13 protein-coding genes, 1 tRNA gene, 1 other RNA gene and 1 pseudogene are annotated in these 19,217 nt (G+C 36.6%); 12 read left to right on the plus strand and 4 right to left on the minus strand.

Annotated elements, in window-relative coordinates:
* Window positions 1-782 precede the first annotated feature (782 nt).
* Window positions 783-917 (plus strand): hypothetical protein, encoded by a 135-nt coding sequence (locus tag NSU17_RS07980; protein WP_340705529.1) that lies wholly within the window; start codon window positions 783-785, stop codon window positions 915-917.
* Window positions 865-981, plus strand: a pseudogene (locus NSU17_RS07985) (group II intron maturase-specific domain-containing protein); the annotation flags it as partial. The gene NSU17_RS07980 and the pseudogene NSU17_RS07985, both read left to right, overlap by 53 nt.
* A 96-nt stretch (window positions 982-1,077) precedes the next feature.
* On the opposite strand, the gene gltP reads toward NSU17_RS07985, so the two are convergent.
* The 4 genes from gltP to NSU17_RS08005 all read right to left on the minus strand — a co-directional run bounded on the left by gltP (window position 1,078) and on the right by NSU17_RS08005 (window position 4,799).
* Window positions 1,078-2,349 carry a glutamate/aspartate:proton symporter GltP gene (gene gltP / locus NSU17_RS07990; RefSeq protein ID WP_340704746.1) on the minus strand — a complete coding sequence of 424 codons (1,272 nt, stop codon included), beginning with the start codon at window positions 2,347-2,349 and terminating at the stop codon, window positions 1,078-1,080.
* A gap of 87 nt (window positions 2,350-2,436) precedes the next feature.
* On the minus strand, window positions 2,437-3,315 hold the full coding sequence (locus NSU17_RS07995) for a response regulator (protein ID WP_016836750.1): 879 nt from the start codon (window positions 3,313-3,315) through the stop codon (window positions 2,437-2,439).
* Window positions 3,315-4,574 carry an ATP-binding protein gene (locus NSU17_RS08000; RefSeq protein WP_340704747.1) on the minus strand — a complete coding sequence of 420 codons (1,260 nt, stop codon included), beginning with the start codon at window positions 4,572-4,574 and terminating at the stop codon, window positions 3,315-3,317. Before NSU17_RS08000 ends, NSU17_RS07995 begins: the two co-directional genes overlap by 1 nt.
* Before the next feature lie 132 nt (window positions 4,575-4,706).
* Window positions 4,707-4,799 (minus strand) — tRNA-Ser (locus NSU17_RS08005).
* A 165-nt stretch (window positions 4,800-4,964) separates the two neighbouring features.
* Between NSU17_RS08005 and ffs the strand changes: the two genes are divergently transcribed.
* The 10 genes from ffs to dnaX all read left to right on the plus strand — a co-directional run bounded on the left by ffs (window position 4,965) and on the right by dnaX (window position 19,196).
* Window positions 4,965-5,230, plus strand: an RNA gene (ffs, locus tag NSU17_RS08010) — signal recognition particle sRNA large type.
* A 263-nt stretch (window positions 5,231-5,493) separates the two neighbouring features.
* Complete coding sequence (locus NSU17_RS08015; RefSeq protein ID WP_340704748.1) at window positions 5,494-7,863, plus strand: hypothetical protein; 2,370 nt, start codon at window positions 5,494-5,496, stop codon at window positions 7,861-7,863.
* Window positions 7,860-8,795 (plus strand): ABC transporter ATP-binding protein, encoded by a 936-nt coding sequence (locus tag NSU17_RS08020; protein WP_168412778.1) that lies wholly within the window; start codon window positions 7,860-7,862, stop codon window positions 8,793-8,795. The genes NSU17_RS08015 and NSU17_RS08020 overlap by 4 nt, the downstream gene beginning before the upstream one ends.
* Window positions 8,792-9,655, plus strand: a complete 864-nt coding sequence (locus NSU17_RS08025; protein WP_340704749.1) for an ABC transporter permease — start codon at window positions 8,792-8,794, stop codon at window positions 9,653-9,655. The genes NSU17_RS08020 and NSU17_RS08025 overlap by 4 nt, the downstream gene beginning before the upstream one ends.
* An 11-nt stretch (window positions 9,656-9,666) precedes the next feature.
* The gene (locus NSU17_RS08030) at window positions 9,667-11,091 is read left to right on the plus strand and encodes a hypothetical protein (protein ID WP_340704750.1); all 1,425 of its coding nucleotides are present in this window, start codon (window positions 9,667-9,669) and stop codon (window positions 11,089-11,091) included.
* Window positions 11,092-11,102: 11 nt separating this feature from the next.
* A complete protein-coding gene (locus NSU17_RS08035) occupies window positions 11,103-12,095 on the plus strand; it encodes an AAA family ATPase (protein ID WP_340704751.1) in 993 nt (330 codons plus the stop codon).
* Window positions 12,092-12,958 (plus strand): DUF58 domain-containing protein, encoded by an 867-nt coding sequence (locus NSU17_RS08040; RefSeq protein WP_016839568.1) that lies wholly within the window; start codon window positions 12,092-12,094, stop codon window positions 12,956-12,958. The genes NSU17_RS08035 and NSU17_RS08040 overlap by 4 nt, the downstream gene beginning before the upstream one ends.
* Window positions 12,959-12,969: 11 nt before the next feature.
* Window positions 12,970-14,712 carry a vWA domain-containing protein gene (locus NSU17_RS08045; RefSeq protein ID WP_340704752.1) on the plus strand — a complete coding sequence of 581 codons (1,743 nt, stop codon included), beginning with the start codon at window positions 12,970-12,972 and terminating at the stop codon, window positions 14,710-14,712.
* Window positions 14,696-17,290 carry a VWA domain-containing protein gene (locus NSU17_RS08050; protein WP_340704753.1) on the plus strand — a complete coding sequence of 865 codons (2,595 nt, stop codon included), beginning with the start codon at window positions 14,696-14,698 and terminating at the stop codon, window positions 17,288-17,290. The genes NSU17_RS08045 and NSU17_RS08050 overlap by 17 nt, the downstream gene beginning before the upstream one ends.
* Before the next feature lie 145 nt (window positions 17,291-17,435).
* Complete coding sequence (gene dnaX, locus NSU17_RS08055; protein ID WP_339289502.1) at window positions 17,436-19,196, plus strand: DNA polymerase III subunit gamma/tau; 1,761 nt, start codon at window positions 17,436-17,438, stop codon at window positions 19,194-19,196.
* Window positions 19,197-19,217: the final 21 nt, after the last annotated feature.

Here is a 19,217-nt window from a genome sequence, read left to right on the forward strand (position 1 = left end):
ACTTTCGATATATTCATAATGACCCCATATAAAAGGGATTCATTATGAATATCGGAAGTGTTTTTTTGTGGAATTTGCAAGGTGTAACGAGAATAGGAAGTAAAGCGGTATCTGTATTCAATTTTACCACATTCCGTAAAGTTTATTCTTTAACTTTTTCCAAAAAAAATAAATATTTCCAAATAAAAAGGTCTTAACACAAAATTTCCGTTGACGGTAATTTTGTTTTTTGATGTGCGCCCGGCATGTACATGAACTATAGGGTGTAAGTCCCGAACCCCGAAGACAGAAGTAGAGGTTAGCTCAACGCAAGGGTGTCCGTGGTGACGCGGAATCTGAAGGAAGCTGGAGGCAAAACACCGGTCTGAGGAACACGAACCTCATATAAGGCTAGGTATGATTGAGTGAGTTTGCGAAACAAAACAAAGCTCTTTCTGTCGAAGGTCATATCGAGTAAATGAGGCGGATAGATGGTGTGAAAGTGCATGTACTTACCCGGGGAGGTCTGGCGGATAGGTGAAGTACGCTTCATAACCTACTTAGTGATAAGTAGCTGAACCGTCAGAAGTCAGCAGAGGTCATAGTATTAGTTGGTCTAGAACAACTAAGAAGGACCGAACAATTAAGAGAGAATAGCCCTTGGCATTCAGTGAGTCATGATGAACACAGAAAACGTAGTACCTCACTTGAGGAAGGAAGCGGTGAATCCCGTGGGGGACCTCTTGGAGGGTGGAGTGATCACTGGCATAAAGAGAACAGCTATTCACGGAAGGAGAATAACGATGCTTTTGAATCAAATCCTGTCACGGGAGAATATGCTTCAAGCACTAAAACGTGTAGAACAGAATAAAGGAAGCCATGGAGAAGAGTTATTGGCGTATTTCAAAAAGTCCAATATTACACAGAACCCTTGGTAACTCCTATTGGAGAAACCAAGGGCTGAAAAGTCTTGAAGCTCGTTATGAAAACTTGCGTCAATGATCTTAATTGAACCGCCGTATACGGAACCGTACGTACGGTGGTGTGAGAGGACGGGAGTTAATCGCTCCCTCCTACTCGATTAATCAAATCGAAAATTTATTTTGCTAACTCTGTAAGATACTCTTCCTTTTTATTTTCATCAAATCGACCTTCCCATTTCGACATAACGATCGCTGCTAAAGAGTTACCAACTACGTTTACAGCAGTACGAGCCATGTCAAGAATACGGTCGATACCAGCGATAAATGCTAAACCTTCTAATGGAATACCTATAGAACCTAAAGTTGCGAGTAATACAACGAATGATACACCAGGTACCCCTGCAATACCTTTAGAAGTAACCATTAGTACAAGCACTAATGTAACCTGTTGAGCAATTGTTAAGTCAATGCCGTATAACTGAGCGATGAAAATAGCGGCAATTGCTTGGTATAAAGTTGAACCATCTAAGTTGAATGAATAACCTGTAGGGATAACAAAGGATGTAATATCTCTTGGACATCCAAACTTCTCCATTTTTTGCATGATGCGCGGTAATACCGTTTCAGAACTTGATGTGGAGTACGCTAAAATAAGCTCGTCCTTTAAAATTTTAATCACTTGGAAAATGTTCACATTGACAATTTTCGCTGTAATTCCTAATACAACGATTACGAAGAAAATCATCGCACCGTAAACTGTAATGACTAATTTACCAAGCGGAATCAATGATTCTAATCCAAATTTTGAAACGGTTACAGCCATTAAACCGAATACCCCAAATGGAGCAAATTTCATTACTAAGTTTGTTACCCAGAACATGGCATCTGCTACACCTTGCGCAATGTCAAGGACTGGTTTTCCACGATCACCTATCGCTGCAACTCCTAAACCGAACAATACGGAGAAGAAGATAACGGATAACATGTCGGCTTCTGCCATTGCTTTCACGACGTTTGTTGGTACAATGCCAACAATCGTATCAATGAAACCACCATCATGTTCTACTTGTTCAGTTGTTTCAACATAGGATGAAATATCCGTTTGTTCCAACTGATTCATATCAATACCTTCACCAGGTTTAAACACGTTTGTAATGAGTAAACCAATAATGATGGCAATCGTTGTAATAATCTCAAAATATATTATCGTCTTACCACCAAGGCGACCAAGTTGTTTTAAATCGCCTGTACCAGCTACCCCAACAATCAGCGTTGAAATGATAATTGGTACAACAATCATTTTAATTAAGTTTAAAAAGATGGTGCCAAGTGGTTTCAAATATGTTTCGACAGCTGGATTTTCATAAAATACAGCCCCTACAACTATCCCCAATACTAACGCAATTAAAATCTGTGCTGCTAAACTGAGTTTGAATTTCTTTTTCAAAATATTCCCCCCTGTTTAAATAAAAAAATAACCAAAATAATATTAAAAAGTTTCATACAAAATCCGACAAAATCCGATAAAAATTTTTTAATTTGCTTTATTTACAATATCTGCAAATAACACTTGGATGAATTTTTTTATATTAATTTTTACTTTTCTTTCTTCGTTATTTCTAATTTGATTCATTAATTTTCTAATTTCTGTAAATTCAAAATAGCGGGGGGCGTAATATTCAAACTCTGAGTTTGTATAATCTACTAAACCTAAGTTTGCAAGGTTAATCATAGCAGCTAATATCGTTCGACGAATACGCTGTTCAATTGATTTACTTTCTTTTATGATTTCATCAGGAGTGGTTTTTGTCAGACCAGCAACTCGCTCATACAACTCTTTTAATGGTGGAAGAGGTGTATTTTTTTGTTTATCTGCCATCAATAATTCTATGATTTTTGTAATATCTTCACTCCCTACCTCTCCAATAATCCCCATATCATTTAAGATGCTTAAAACATGATCACGTGTTGATTTTTTGGAATGATGGATGCTAGGTGTCTCGAAATTTGAAAGAGATTGTCGTATTGCGGAAATGGAGCTTTTTAATCGATATTGTTCCTCAGTTTTTCTTAATACCATTTCTACTTCTACCTTATTAATTGGCTTATGGATAAAAAATTCAATTCCTTTTTCGTAAGCTTGAGCGACCATCTCTTTATTAATGACTTGAGAAATCATAATAAACTTTCCATCGTAAAGATTTTCCCGAAGTTGTTCTATCGTTGCTAACCCGTCTAATATAGGCATTAATAAATCAATGATAACGAAATCTGGCTGCATCACTAATATTTGGGTAATCGCTTCTTGTCCATTGGAGGCTTCTCCAATTACTGTTCCAAGTTGGCTATCTTCAATAATTTGGGTGATCATGGCACGGCTTGCACGATCGTCATCAACTATAAAATACCTCATTACGATTCTCCTTTTTGCAGTATATTTAATGGAAGTTTGATTGAAAAAGTTGTCGTTTCATTGCTTATTACATCAATCGATCCATTTAGTTTGTGAACGATAGCTTGTACATGAGATAAGCCGATTCCAGTCGAAGGTACGCCTTCACTGTTGAATTTTGTAGTATAACCTGGGTCGAATATGACAGGGATTAAATTTTTTGGAATGCCAATACCTGTATCTTCTACTGTAATAGTTGTGAAGTCCTTAGATGTGTTTATCGCAATATGGATTGTTCCTTCCTCTTCAATTGCTTCTACAGCATTTGCAACTAAATTATTCATTAGTGCAAGTAAAGGAAGATGTTCTTTTGTATAAAAATCTTGATTATAGGAAACTTTGAATTGAATTTTTTTATTTAGCATTTCACTGTATTTTTCATTCGTTTCCTTTACAAATTGAAGTAAATCAGAGATGAAATAAGCATCTAATTGTTCCATTTTTAATATTTTTGATAAGCCTGCATAAATTCTTTGTTCATCTTTTTTGACTTCGTGAATTTCTTGAGCAATTGAAAGCGCTTTAATACTTAGCGATGGATCTATCTTTTTTAATTGTTCATATAAACTATAACTATTAGCGGTAATATGTTCGATTTCGTTCATGGATTTTTTTAAATATAATGCTTCTACGTAAAGTGTTGAGATGAAGTTTAATAATTGTTGCATTTGTCTTTTTTGTTCTTTTACAGTGATAGAACTATAAATACCGATGACGAAGAAGCTACGGATGATGGCAACTAAAAGTAGTAATGCAACTTCTTTGATTGTTACAGAAATGTCTGTAATAAATAATGTGGTTGTTAGCTGTTCAACAAAATTACTTACAAATTCAACGATGGTTACCAAACTTGCTAATAAGAAAGGTTTCGATTTGTTTTTTTCAAGTTTGATAATGCTTAGACCTATAGCAAATAAAATATAAAAAAGACCTGCTGGAATATGAGAAATTAATGAAACCGAAAATGAACTTGTTAATAATAGTTCATCTAATAATGCACGAAAAAGGACTACAACGATTCCAGTTATGCATCCAGTATGAATCAGCGGTAATGGTCGAATCAAGACTACTAATAAAAATATTACGGTTCCTAAACCGATTCGGAAAGGTGCACCTTCAAAAGGAATGACTTTCACTTCACTTGCAATAGCTGTCAAAATTGCAACAATGAATATCAACAAATAATCATACCGATAGTTCATTGATTTTGCTTGTTCCATAATAACTCCTTAAAAAAATAGTTCTTCCATTTATTCTAATCTAAAATAGAAGGAAAATAAAAAAGAAGTATTTCGATAAAATAAAAAACCACTACTGAAACTCAGTAGTGGTTGAAATTTCAAATGTATGTATGGCGGAGGAAGAGGGATTCGAACCCCCGCGCGGTTTGACCCGCCTGTCGGTTTTCAAGACCGATCCCTTCAGCCAGACTTGGGTATTCCTCCATTTGGACAAGCAATAATATAACATGGAATTTTCAATAAGTCAATAAAAACAATGATATAAAAATCACAAAATTAGGATGTTTATGGAATAGTGTGCTACAAGTAGAAGAATACCCAGAACAAAACATTGCAATTATCATTGTATATGAGGTATACTAATTTATGCCGTGCTAGGTGGGGAGGTAGCGGTGCCCTGTAACTCGCAATCCGCTCTAGCGAGACTGAAGTCCTTTTTGAGGCTGTATGCATGTAGGGTTTGCCTCTTGCACGTAGCGTTGAAGGTTGGGTCCCGCGCAATGGGTAGCCATGAACCATGTCAGGTCCGGAAGGAAGCAGCATTAAGTGGTTTCACCCATGTGCCGTGGGGTAGCCTGACCCGAGCTGGCGACAAGAGTAGCACCTATGTGCTGCAGTCGAGGAAAGGTGCACGGCTTTATAATTGAAAAATTTGCCGTGTCGGCTATTTTATATAGTTAAATATTATATCGAACAATTTTGGAAAGGCTGTAGATATCTTAAACAATGAGATATCTACAGCCTTTTTTAATTCAAATGAATTGAACCTGTATTCCACCAGATGCGAACAGTTTCTTAATAAAAACTTAAGAATTTGTTATTTTTTTCAATTACTCGGAACTATATGTTAAAAAAAACGTACTAATCAACAAAAGATGTGAAAAGGAGATGTCGCTGGGTGCAAAGAAATATATTCATTCTAATGATGATAGTCTTTATTACTTTCTTTGTTCAAATTGATACAACACGTGCTGCACCACAATTGGAAGTGAAAGCAGAAGTAGGTGTAGACAACAAAATTAAATTGTATACACCTTTACCAGTAAAATTAACAATCACAAATAATGGGAGTCCCTTTTCGGGGGATTTAGTCATCGATGCCGCAGTTACTTTTTCAGCCGGTTCTGCTCAAGTTTATGCACTAGATCTGGCAGAAGGTGAAACAAAAACAATTACTCTTTATTTGGACGGTTTATCAGACGATTATTATTATCGCTCACAAAACGAAAGCCTTTTTTCCTTTTATGATGGTGGTATTGAAAAAGGAAAATTAATTGATTATTCAGGCGATAAAAATATTCGTTTTCGATCTTATTACGACGGAGATTATTCATTTATTTTTACTTATACGGAAAATAGTGATCGTTTAGCGGCATTATTACGTTTGAGTCAATATGTTCCAAATAATATTGAAATTTTCCATTTAAATCAAATCCCTAATTATGATTTTCCTATAGATTTCAAAGGATTTGCCATGGCAGATATATTCGTTGTGGATGAAATGAATATTGCCGATTTATCAGAAGAGAAGCAACAGGCAATTTATGAGTGGGTAGAAAACGGTGGAATTCTGCTAGTTGGAGCATCTGAACAAGTGGAGCGTTCCATGGGGATATTTGGTGAATATCTTCCATTAAATTTGTCATCTGAGAAAGTTATCGTCACGAAAGAAGTATTAGAAACATTATCTAAAGGCGGCATTTTTACGGAAGATATTGAAGTATTCCGTGCAACTGAAAAAGAAGGTAGCAAAAGAATCCTCGCTGATGGAAATACAATACTTGCCTCATCCATTGACTTAGGGAAAGGAAAAATTATTCAAACGACTTTTTCGTTAGGAGATCAGCCGCTCTCAACGATGGATGGTTATGGAAAGTTAATAAACGAAATGTTGCAGCTTCAATCGAAAAGCAATCAATGGAATAGAGGGAATTTTTTAGATCAGTTGCCATATGAGGTTGGAAATTCTAATGAGTTATTCCCTTCATTCCAAGTAAACACACCACTCGTCATTATTACGATCATACTTTACATGTTCATTGTGGGACCTATTTTATATCTCGTATTAAAAAAGCTCGACAAAAGGGAACATGCATGGTGGCTTATCCCTGTTCTATCAATTGTATTAACATTGTCAATGTTCATTGTTGGAGCAAAAGATCGCATTATGCAAGCTCAAATCAATCAGTCAGCTTTTTATAAAGTGAATGGCAAAAACTTATCAGGCTATTATGTAGAGTCAATTTTAACGAATCGAGGGGGAGATTTTGTATTTACTGTAGATGAAAATACGTCTGCCTTTGCGAAAAGAAATTATGGAATGAATACTTTCGGTATCTTACATGAAAAATCCTATGTTAAACATCATGGGAATGGAACGACCATTCACTTACGAAATTTGAATTATTGGTCTGTGCAATCAATTATTGGTGAAACTAACATACCAAATGCAGGGAACTTTGATATCGATTTAACTGTGAAAGATTCAAAAATTGAGGGAACGGTAAAAAATAATTTCCCATTTGCTGTGAAGGATGTTGCTATTTGGTCTGGTGCACGAGAGATTCTATTAGGAGATATTAAACCGAATGAGACAGTAAAGGTTTCTGAATCCTTAAACAGCTCAATTCTTTTAAAACCAATTGTTTATGGTAATTATTTAGGAACGCCAAAAACGGCAGAAGAATTGATTCCAAAAAGGATCATGCAACTGAAATATCAGGCTTTAAATTTAATGGATGAAAATCAGCCGGTAGTTATTGGTTGGGCAGAAGAAGCGATCGTCGGTATTCAATTAGATGGTAGGGCAGAAGTAAACCCTATCGCTGTTATTCTTCAAACATTTGAACCAAATATGGATCTTGAAGGGGAATTTACAGTGAATGATAGCATGATGGAAACAAATATATATCCTGTCAATGCTGGATATATGGAAATGTATAATGAACAAAATAATGAATGGCAATTAGACCCTGGTGAGTATGAATATATAGCTGTCATTCCAGAAGAATTATTTGATGAAAAATTGCAATTGACAAAAATAAACATATCGAATCACGAAAATAAAAACCTAACAATTTCCCTTTGGAATTATAAGACAAATCGTTTTGAAGAAATTCAAGAGAAAGAAATGTTATTACAGGAAAATCTCGAACAATATATTTCAGAGTATCATGAAATAAAGATGTTATTACAGGTTAAAAACAATATTGAAATGTCGCCAATTAAATTACCGACTGTAGAGATTCAGGGGGTGGCTAATAAATGATTGAAATTCAAAATCTCACAAAAAAATTTGGTACTTTTACAGCCCTTGACCAGTTGACTATGACTGTTGGAGAAGGTGTAGTTTTTGGTTTTGTTGGTGCAAACGGGGCTGGTAAATCTACAACTTTTTCTATTCTCGCCACCCTCCTCTCCCCATCATCAGGCGATGCTTTTATTAATGGGAAAAGCGTTGTAAAAGAGCCAAAAGAAGTGCGGAAATTAATTGGCTATATGCCAGACTTTTTTGGAGTTTATGACCAATTAAAAACAGATGAATATTTAGATTTTTATGGTGCGTGTTATGGACTTTCAGAAAAACAAAGGAAAGTGCTGATTCCACAATTGTTAGAGCTCGTCAATTTAACGGATAAACGTTATGAATATGTAGATTTGTTATCCCGGGGAATGAAGCAGCGCCTATGTTTAGCTCGTTCGCTCATCCATGATCCGAAAGTGTTAATTTTAGATGAACCAGCATCTGGTTTAGATCCGCGAGCAAGGGTAGAAATGCGAGAAATCATTAAGCAATTAAAACAGATGGGGAAAACGATTTTAATTTCATCCCATATACTTCCTGAACTTGCGGAAATGTGTGATGAAATTGGTGTTATTGATCGAGGGAAATTAATTGCCCATGGAAATGTTGATTCCATACAGTCCAAATTACAGGGAGATAAGAATATTACGATAAAAGTTTTACATGAAATTGAAAAAACGGTGAAGTTTTTAGAGGAAGATCCATTTGTTTCATCAATTGAAGTGCTAGAAGGAAATGAAGCAATAACGTTTATTTATAAAGGGACGAAGGAAGAACAAATGAAATTATTGCAAAGAGCAATTGTTGCGGGACTTCCGGTTTATTCTTTCATGGAAGATGAAAAAGATTTGGAAGATGTTTATATGGCGATTACGAAGGGAGCGGATTCAAAATGAAAGGACTATTATCCAATCCTGTATTGATGAAAGAATTAAAATTGCGTTTCCGCACCTTTAAAAGCTTTTCAGGCTTAATGTTTTATTTAGCGGTATTAATCATATTTGTTTCAGGCTTCTTACTAATATTTACGCAATTTTCTACCTCTGGATTTTTCGTACCTAGCAATAGTTTTACGATGTTTTCTGTACTTTCTGTATTGCAAATGGCCCTTGTTATGTTTATTACACCAGGGCTTACTGCTGGGGCAATTAGCACAGAGCGGGAGAAACAAACTTTAAATATTTTACTGACGACAACCCAATCCTCTTCGCAAATAATTATTGGAAAGCTATTATCCTCTGTAGCATTTCTTATTTTAATGTTAATAGCTGGGCTGCCGCTTTATAGCATTGTGTTTTTATTTGGAGGAGTGTCACCAGGACAATTTTTTACAATGTTTTTCTTTTATTTAGTTACATTAATTGCGATTGGTAGTATTGGCATCATGTTCTCAACGATTACAAAAAGAACGATTATTTCGATGATTGCAACTTACGGAGCGATGATATTTTTAGGAGGTATTACTGCTTTCTTCTTCTTTGTAGGTTTTTCTTTAGAACAAATGATGATGTCGCAACAACAAAATACTCAAGGTTTAACGACATTCTTACCAATATCGTATTTTTGGGCGAGTATTAACCCAGGCGTACTTATTCTTACTTTGCTTATCCCTGATACGAAAACAGCTTTAATAGATACAGTTGGAATTAGTTTTCCAAATTGGATTGTTTATTTAATCTTTTATGTATTTATCACCATTGTTTGTTTAACCATTGCCATTCGAAAATTGCGAGCAAATATGAAAACAAATCGATAGGAGTGAGAAAGATGGATCGTCAAAGCGGATTATTAAAATACGCGAAGAAAGCAAAAAGAAGCTTAAACATTGAAAAAATGCTGCCTATGTTACAATACGGAATTTTCTTTTCATTAGTACTTAGCCTGGCGATCCTCTTCGTTTCTCGCTTCTTTGTTTTCGCCTATTATGACGAAGTTGCTTTGTTTGTGGCGTGTGCAACACTTATCGTGACGGTTGTTTATATATACTTTAAGCGCATTCGTTTGAAGGAAGCGATACGGGAATTAGATTCTTTTTATCCTTATAACGAATTAGTAACAGCTCTTTCATTTAACAATGAGGAACATCCATTAGCAGATTCAATTATGAACAAAGCTATTAACGAATTGGAAGGAGCTTATGACCGTTTTAAAAAGCGACCAAAAAACTATTGGCGACCAAAAGTATTGCTTGGAATTTTGGGTGCTATCATTATTATGGCTACTTTAGTCATTTTTCCTTCCAAAACGCAACAGGAAGCGCAGGTTGTTGAAAAAGAACGAGAAGTCATTCAGGAAATGGAAAAGGAAATAGCGAAATTAGAGAAAAAAGCTCAATCTGAAGAAGTAAAAAAGGAAATGAAAGAGCTCCTTGAAAAATTGAAAGAGGTAGAGACTTCTGAACAAGCGCTTCGAGAGGTAGTAAAGAAACAAAAAGAACTAAAACTGCAACAACAAAAATTGCAGGATAAGAAGTTAGGAGAAAACGGTGAAACTTCGGAATTATCGGAAGAAGAATTGCAAAAACTGAAAGATTTAGCGGAAATGCAAAGTTTACTTGCAAAAAATGCTTCGAACACTCAAAATGCCTTAAGTAAAATTGGAAAGCCTATTAGCTTTGATTTGCAAAACACGATAGCTAAAGCGATGGATTCTCAAACGAACGAGTCTAACATTGGAAACAACTCTCAAAACATGAATAACCAAAATGGCAATTCCTCAATGGGGAATAATAACAGTAAAGCCAATCAGCAACAAAATAATAATCAGACTGGTCAAGGAAGTAATGGTTCTGGCAGTAGTCAAGGCCAAGGACATACTGGATCTGGGTCCGGGAGTAATCAAGGTCAGGGCAGCAATGGAACAACAGGTCTTGGCCAAGGTCAAGGAAATGGATCTACGGCAGGTAGCGGTGCAGGAAAAGAAAAGGGAGGTCGCAATCTTCTATCAGTGCCTAGTGGGCGGCTTGGAGAAAGCAATGAACAAACTGTAGACAGTGGTCCGATTGGTGAAGGAGATCCAGCAATAGAAAAAAAAGGACCAGTTCCCGTGACAAAGGGAAGTGTTCGACCATATGAAGACGTCATCGGAGAATATGAAGAAAAGTATTTACAAAGTACCGAACGTTTGCAACTACCGAAAGATCTACAAAATGTAGTGGAATCATACTTTTCATCGATTCAGTCTGAAGAGTAGGGGGAATCAGTGTGTTTAGTGAAGAGCAATATTCGGAAATTGCAGAACAGCTGCAGCGAGTAAGAAAGGAAATTGGTAAATTTATTGTTGGTCAGGATGAGGCGATCGAATACACTCTTTATTCTATATTGGCAGATGGTCATGCATTATTAGAAGGGTTGCCTGGGATGGGGAAAACGATGCTTATTCGCACGATTTCAAGTGTTTTAGATTTATCCTTCTCCCGTATCCAATTTACGCCAGATTTAATGCCTGCTGATATTACAGGGACAAATATCATTCAACGAACTGAAAGAGGCTCACAACAATTTGTTTTTCAACCAGGACCGATTTTTAACCAAATGGTGTTGGCTGATGAAATTAACCGAGCAACACCCAAAACGCAAAGTGCATTATTAGAAGCAATGGGTGAAAAGACGGTGACAATTTTAGGAGATACGAAGCCTATGGCAAAACCGTTTTTTGTATTAGCGACACAAAATCCAATTGAAATGGAAGGAACATATCCTTTACCAGAGGCACAAATGGACCGCTTTTTATGCAAGATATTAGTACCATATCCTCGTAAAGACGAGTTAATGGAAATAATGAAACGGACGACAGGTTCACAAGATATTCAATTACAAAAAGTGATGAATACAGAACGGTTAATTATTGCCCAACAAATGGTAAAGGAAGTATTAGTAGCTGATGAAATGTTAGAATATGCAGCTGATTTAGTCATGGCAACCCATCCAAAAGGGGAGGATGCTTTACCTTTTGTAAAACAATACATCATGTATGGAAGTGGACCGAGGGGATTACAAAGTATCATTAAGCTAGCAAAAGCGAGAGCGGTATTTAACGGGAGATTTCATGTAGCTCTTGCAGATATAAAAGCTGTGGCTAAACCGGCTTTGCGTCATCGACTTCTTTTAAATTATGAAGGAGAGGCAACTGGAAAAACAACGGACGATTTAATAGAAGAAATACTACATCACATTCAACAAGGTGTCTCCGCATGAATCATTTCATTTTATCAGATGAATTGATTACCAAAATAGGACGCTTATCGGTTGCCACATCTTCCAAATTAAGAGGGCATCATAAAGGTTCGCATCGCTCTCAACGCTTTGGTTCTTCCTTAGATTTCTCAGATTATAGAGAATATGCGTTAGGAGATGATGTGCGTCAAGTAGACTGGAATGTATTCGCAAGGACGGAAAAATATTTTATTAAGCGTTTTTTAGATGAGCAGGAAATGAGAGTGCATATATTGCTGGATTCCTCTCGTTCAATGGGTGACGAGAAAAAGTGGCTATTTGCAAGACAGCTTGTTGCTGCTTTAGGAATCATGGTATTAAACAGAGATGATCGACTCTCCTTTTCTACTTTAGAGGCAGACACTTTTTTTAGAAGAAAAGGAGCAACTTATCGAAAAGTCTATTTGCAAATAGTGTCGCAAATGAAGGAAGCTACTTTTAAAGAGAGTTTTGCAAAGAATGGATTAAAGGCTTTACCAAAAGATAGTACGGTATTATTTGTTATAACGGATAGTCTAGAACCGATAACGGAATGGGAACATTTTTTCCGTAAACTTCCTCGTTTTGCAGGGGACGTTCGTTGTATTCAAATTGTGACGGAAGAAGAATTAAATCCAACCTATACAGGGGATGTTCGGTTAATTGATGCAGAAAGTAATGAAGAATTAAACGTTTCTATGTCGAATAAAGTGCTAGAACAGTATAAAAAAGAACGCGCTCAACACGAAGCAGCTTTCCATAAGATATGCAGTCGCTTCGGCATTCAAACAATTCAATTAGTCGTTGAAAATGGAATTCAGCACGCGATTTTTCATCAATTATTAATGAATCGGTGGGTACAGTGAGGTGATACGCTTTGGGGGTTAGTCAATTAATCTTTTTATGGACCATTGCTTTTCCAATCATTGTCCTTTTATATTACTTCTTTCGAAAGAAATATAAAGAACAAGAAGTATCTTCCACACTTTTTTGGGAACAAGTGATGCAAGAAACCCGCGTATCGCCTTACTTAAAACATTTACAAAGGAATGCGCTATTTTATTTACAGATGTTAGCACTACTGTTGTTTGTTCTTGCATTAATGAATCCCTATTTAAAAACAAAGGAAATTGGCGGAGAACAAGTAATATGGATTGTGGATACGTCTGCGACAATGCTTGCAGGAAAAGAACAATCGACCTTTGAAAAACATCTAGAGGAAATGCGTTTACTCGTGAAAGAGATTGGGGGAAGACCATTAACAATCATTACAACAGGTAGTGATCCAAAAACAATTATTCGTCAAGAAACGAATGTGCAGCAAATCGAAAAAGCAATCGACGGATTAGCCGTAACTTACGAAGAGCAGCATTTAACGAAAGCAATTGAGATGGCAAATGCTTTTATCGGTGATTTGCCAACAACAATCTATTTATTTACAGATGCTGTATCCCGTTCGGATTTGCCTATAGAGAGTGAACATGTGAAATGGATTGTTAAGGGAGCAGATAGAGACTTAAAAAATGTGGCAATCACTCGATTGGCAGCAACAAGCATAAATGGTGAAACGATTGCATTGTTACAATTAAAAAATGAAACAGAAGAAAATCAAACGGTACAGCTTTCTATTACAAATAAAGATGGCGATGAGTTATTGGAAAAAACCATTACGTTACAACCAAAAGCAGAATTGGCCAACACATTTGAAGCTTTGCCGAATATTGATGTGCTTGTTGCAACGATTCAAGTAAAGGATGATTACGAAGCAGATAATTCGATGATGACCATCGTTGGAAGTAATCCTTATGAAATTGCGGTAGGACAAGATATGCATAAGTTAGTGCAAATCGGGTTTCAATCGGTAGGTCTTGATGTGAAATCTGTTCCTGAACATCAATTGGAATCCTTAAGGGGTGCGATTGTAGTAACGAATCAAACCGAACTTCTTAAGCGTAATGAACCGATTGTATTAATTGGCCGAGATGATGAGATTGAAAGTGAAGTAAGCGGAAAAATAGAAGTAATACAAGATGAATTGTTTGCGTTCAGTTCGCTAGAAGATGTATATGTAAGTGCGGTTTACCCACCATTTGATGACTTTGATACGATTGCAAAGGTTGGAGACAAACCATTTATTCAACGGTCTCCTAAAGGAGATATTGTCGTTTTAGCGGATATTCAGTCAACAGACTGGCCGCTTTATCCTTCATTTCCTTTGTTTTTATGGAGTGTTCAAAATGAACTAATGGAAGGTAAAACTTCATTAGGAATATTTACGCCAAATGAACAACGAGCTGTTTCGTTATTGCCAGGTGATTGGTCCATTTACACTGCAGATGGCGTGTATATTTCTTCTTTTGAACAATCAAGGGATTTTCAAGCGCCATCAAAACCAGGGTTATATGTTGTTCAATCAGAACATGGGGAGAGACCTTTTATTGTTCAATTACCACAGAAAGAGCGGACAATTGAAGAAGGGACGAGTTTTGAATTAGGAAATGTCGTAAGTGGACAAGAGGAAATAACGAATCAATCAATTGCGAAATGGATTGTGCTACTTATTTTATTTTTGATTGTGGTTGAGTGGGAGGTGCAAAGAAGACGTGGATTTGCGAATTGATCATCCAATTTTCCTGCTTTTGCTCATACCACTCTTAGGGTATTTGATTTGGACGTGGTTACATCATCGTTCATTATTAAAAAGGAAACATGGAATTGTCTTCATCATACGTATTATCACTATTATTATGCTTGTCTTTGCCATTGCATCTCCTTATTTGTTATTGCCGGTGAAGGAAGAGCAAGTATTATTCCTTATCGACCGCTCTGCTTCAATGGCAGGCACTGAGGATGAAGCGTTAAAGTTTATCGAAGAAAGTTTACGAGAAAAGAAAGAAACCCATTCGGTAGGGATTTATTCTTTTGCATCGAACTTTCAAACTGAAGCAATCTTATCTAAGACATTAGAGCATGTTCCAAACTTAAGTGAAATACGTGAAGTGGGTGAGACAAATATTGAACAAGCACTACAACTAGCAACAGGAATCGTTGATAAGGACAAAGCAACACGCATTATTCTTATGACGGATGGTTTACAAACGAAAGGTGAAGTTTTAGAGAGCATAACAAAAATAGCTGGTTCAAAAATTTCAGTAGATGTTGTTCCATTAGGTAGAAAAATAAGCAACGATGTTTCAATTCAGAGCTTTACAACACCGCAAGTGGCTTATCAGGGAGAAGAACAAACATTAGTGACTGAAATTGAATCAACAACTGATACAATGGGCGAATTGCTGTTATATGAAAATGATCAACTTATTTTCCGGGAAACAATTCAGCTAGAAGAAGGGAAAAATGTTTTTACTTATCGACATAAAGGCAATAAAGAAGGTTTAGTCAAATACGAAGCATACATTCAAACCGATGAAGATGCAATCTTAGAAAATAATAAGTTGACAAGTATAACAATGGTTCAAAGTACCCCACGATTACTCATTGTTAGTGATAGAGAAGAAGGCTCTCCAATTGCTGATATGTTAAATCCTTCTTCAATTCAATTTGAAGAAGTGTTATCTGAAGAATTGCCGAGCTCGCTATCATATATGTTGAAGTATGATGCCATTATTTTTGACAATGTTCCTGGCCATCTTGTAGGAGAAGCGAAAATGGGTGTCATCGAGCAGGCGGTAAAAAACTTTGGCATTGGCTTTATGATGGTTGGTGGTGAAAACAGCTTTGGCCTTGGCGGATATTTTAAAACACCAATTGAAAAGTTGCTACCAGTAGAAATGGAAGTAAAGGGTAAACAACAACTTCCATCTTTAGGACTTGTCATTGTACTTGACCGTTCTGGCAGTATGATTGGGCTAAAAATGGAATTAGCAAAGGAAGCAGCGGTGCGTTCCGTGGAGTTGCTTCGAGAGGGAGACACTTTTGGATTAATTGCTTTCGACTCGCATCCATGGGAAATCATTGAAACTAAACCATTAGGAAATAAAGATGAAGTGACTAATACCATCTTATCGATTCCGGCTGAAGGAGGTACGGAAATTTATCCTTCTCTTTCTTTAGCCTATAATAATCTGTTTGATTTACCATTACAAAGAAAACATATTATTTTATTAACAGATGGACAGTCAGCTACATCAGGTAACTACGAAGAACTAATTGAAAGTGGGAAGAAAAAACATATTACGTTATCAACTGTTGCCATTGGGCATGATGCGGATCGTCAACTTTTAGAAAGCTTAAGTGAATTAGCTGGAGGAAGATTTTATGACGTGGAGGATGAAACGACGATTCCTTCGATTTTATCTCGTGAGACAGCGATGATTTCTCGGACATATATTGTAGATGATCCGTTTTATCCGGTCATTTATCACTCAGAAGGTTGGAATCAGTTGTTTGAAGAGGGCGTTCCTCAAATGAATGCTTATATAGGTACGACAGCGAAAACTACAGCTAATGTGATAGCAGAAAGTGAAAAAGAAGATCCGGTGCTTGCAGAATGGCAATATGGATTAGGAAGGACGATTGCATTTACTTCCGATTCAACAGGTGCTTGGGCAGGTGATTGGGGACGTTGGGATCGATGGGTTGACTTTTGGAATACAGCAATTTCTCGCTTGCTGCCTACTTATAACGAAATTGCTTATGATATTCGAATGGATGGAGAAGGCTCATTCTTAATTACCGACCCAACGAATCAAGCTGCATTTTTAGATGTAGCAGTTGTAGATGAATATGGAAATGAATTGGAGGTTCATTTAGAGCCGATTTCTGCAAGTAAAGTCCGAGCGGTTGCGGATGCAAAACCGGGGCTTGTATTTTTCAGAATTTCAAAAGATGACAATGTATATCAAGCGGGATTAACGGTGCCGTATAGCTCGGAATATAGATTGCAACCACCAAATGAGAAATTATTAGAAGAAGTAGCAGATAAAACTGGTGGTAAAATCGTAGAGAATCCTCAAGAAGTATTTCGAAAATTCAACGAACAAGGAGCAACACGACAAAGCATTGCTACCATTATATTGCTCGTTAGTTTATTGCTTTTCTTTGTCGACATAACGATAAGGAGATTTGGTTGGGCCTTTTTCAAGCAAATGGGCAAATCGAAAAATATTGTGACAGCACAAAAGGTAACAGAGGAAGAAACGAATGTAGCTCAAATATTAAAAGAGTTAAGGAAAAAATAATAATAAAAGGATAGGATGGTGTCGTAGTAGGTGGCGCCATCTTTTTTCAATCATTTATTATGCTCTACAGAAAAGAAGAAGTAATGTAATGAGTTGTGCTATAATGTAGCTACAAGAATGACGAAGGTAGAAGGAGAGGAAATCGTTGACGTACCAAGCATTTTATCGTGTTTACAGACCACAAAGTTTCCGCGAAATGTCTGGTCAAACCCACGTAAAAAGAACACTTCAAAATGCTCTCCTAGCAAATAAAACAACGCATGCGTATTTGTTTTCTGGTCCACGAGGTACAGGTAAGACAAGTACTGCTAAAATTTTTGCTAAAGCATTAAATTGCGAAAAAGCACCAACAAATGAACCTTGCAATGAATGTCCAACTTGCCGAAGTATAACAGAAGGCTCGCATCCGGATGTCATTGAATTCGACGCTGCTTCCAATTCCCGTGTTGAAGAAATTCGCGATATTATTGAGAAAGTAAGGTTTGCTCCAGTAAGTGCTCGCTATAAAGTGTATATAATCGACGAAGTGCATATGCTATCTACAAGTGCTTTTAATGCTTTACTCAAAACGTTAGAAGAGCCTCCATCTCATGCGGTATTTATTTTAGCAACAACCGAGCCTCATAAATTACCAGCTACAATTATTTCTCGCTGTCAACGGTTTGATTTTAAGCGCCTCTCTTCCAACGATATTGTGGAACGAATGAAATTAGTGTTAGAGGATATCAATTTACCTTTTGAGGAACAGGCGTTAAAAGTCATTGCCCAAGCAGCTAGTGGTGGGATGAGGGATGCACTAAGTTTATTAGATCAAGTCGTATCCTTTAGCGGGGAAAAGTTGACTTTAGAAAATGCTTTGTTGGTAAGCGGATCCATAAGTCAAGATGTATTCTATGATATGGTTGTTGCTTTAAAAGAAAAAGACATTGCACATGTCCTATCTTTATTGGAAGAGTTAATTGCAGAAGGAAAAGATCCTCTTCGTTTATCGGAAGACTTAATTACCTTCTTCCGAGATTTATTATTGCTTCAAACAAGCGAGGATTTAGAGGAACTGTTAGAGCTAGTGACGCCAGAGGAAAAATTTATCGAGTTGTCCCGCGAGTTTTCAGCCGATGCGCTTTACGGATATATCGATATCCTATCTAAAACACAGCAAGATATGAGATTTTCTCATCACACGAAAGTTTATTTGGAAACGGCTTTATTGAAAATGACTCAATTTTCGAATGTAGGTGTGTTGAAAGCGGGAGAAATGCCACAAGCGGATTCTGTATTGAATAATAAAGTCATACAATTAGAGAAAATAATTTTTCAATTGAAAGAGCAAATTGAAAATGGAGCGGCGATGTCTGCAACGGATGCACCAGTTAAAGATGAGAATCGCCAAAGAACAAAAATAACGAATGCATACAAAGCGCCGACGGGTAGAATAAAAGAAGTATTAAAAGAAGCTACTAAAAAAGACATTATTCAAATTAAAAATGCTTGGTTACCTGCACTCAACCAACTGCAAAAATCACAATCAGCTCTATTTGCGGAAGCAGAACCAGTTGCAGCTTCTTCTAGTGCATTTGTGATAAAATTCAAGTATGATATACATTGTCAAATGGTTGCTGAAAACAAAGACCTCACTTCTACATTTTCTCAAATACTTTTCCAACAAATGGGTATCATGTACGAAATTTTATGTATACCAGAAAGTCAATGGACCGTTTTGCGTGAAAACTTTATTCGGGAGAACGGTTTAAATCTAAAAAAAGATCAAAATGCAGGTAAGGTTCAGGAAAGCGCTCCTGAGGCGCCATATATTGACGATGCAAAAGAGATCGAATCGGAAGACCCAATTGTGAAAGAAGCGGAAAAAATGTTTGGGAAAGATTTTATTGAAGTAGTAGAAGATTGATAATTTTCAGCATAATTATAA

It is taken from the genome of Ureibacillus sp. FSL K6-2830 (genome assembly GCF_038004145.1).
Classification (GTDB): domain Bacteria; phylum Bacillota; class Bacilli; order Bacillales_A; family Planococcaceae; genus Ureibacillus; species Ureibacillus thermosphaericus.

Excerpts from the sequence above, each read along its gene's own strand:
- NSU17_RS07980 (WP_340705529.1), top strand. The coding sequence starts at position 783 with ATGCTTTTGAATCAAATCCTGTCACGGGAGAATATGCTTCAAGCACTA.
- NSU17_RS07995 (WP_016836750.1), bottom strand. The coding sequence starts at position 3,315 with ATGAGGTATTTTATAGTTGATGACGATCGTGCAAGCCGTGCCATGATC.
- NSU17_RS08000 (WP_340704747.1), bottom strand. The coding sequence starts at position 4,574 with ATGGAACAAGCAAAATCAATGAACTATCGGTATGATTATTTGTTGATA.
- NSU17_RS08020 (WP_168412778.1), top strand. The coding sequence starts at position 7,860 with ATGATTGAAATTCAAAATCTCACAAAAAAATTTGGTACTTTTACAGCC.
- NSU17_RS08025 (WP_340704749.1), top strand. The coding sequence starts at position 8,792 with ATGAAAGGACTATTATCCAATCCTGTATTGATGAAAGAATTAAAATTG.
- NSU17_RS08030 (WP_340704750.1), top strand. The coding sequence starts at position 9,667 with ATGGATCGTCAAAGCGGATTATTAAAATACGCGAAGAAAGCAAAAAGA.
- NSU17_RS08040 (WP_016839568.1), top strand. The coding sequence starts at position 12,092 with ATGAATCATTTCATTTTATCAGATGAATTGATTACCAAAATAGGACGC.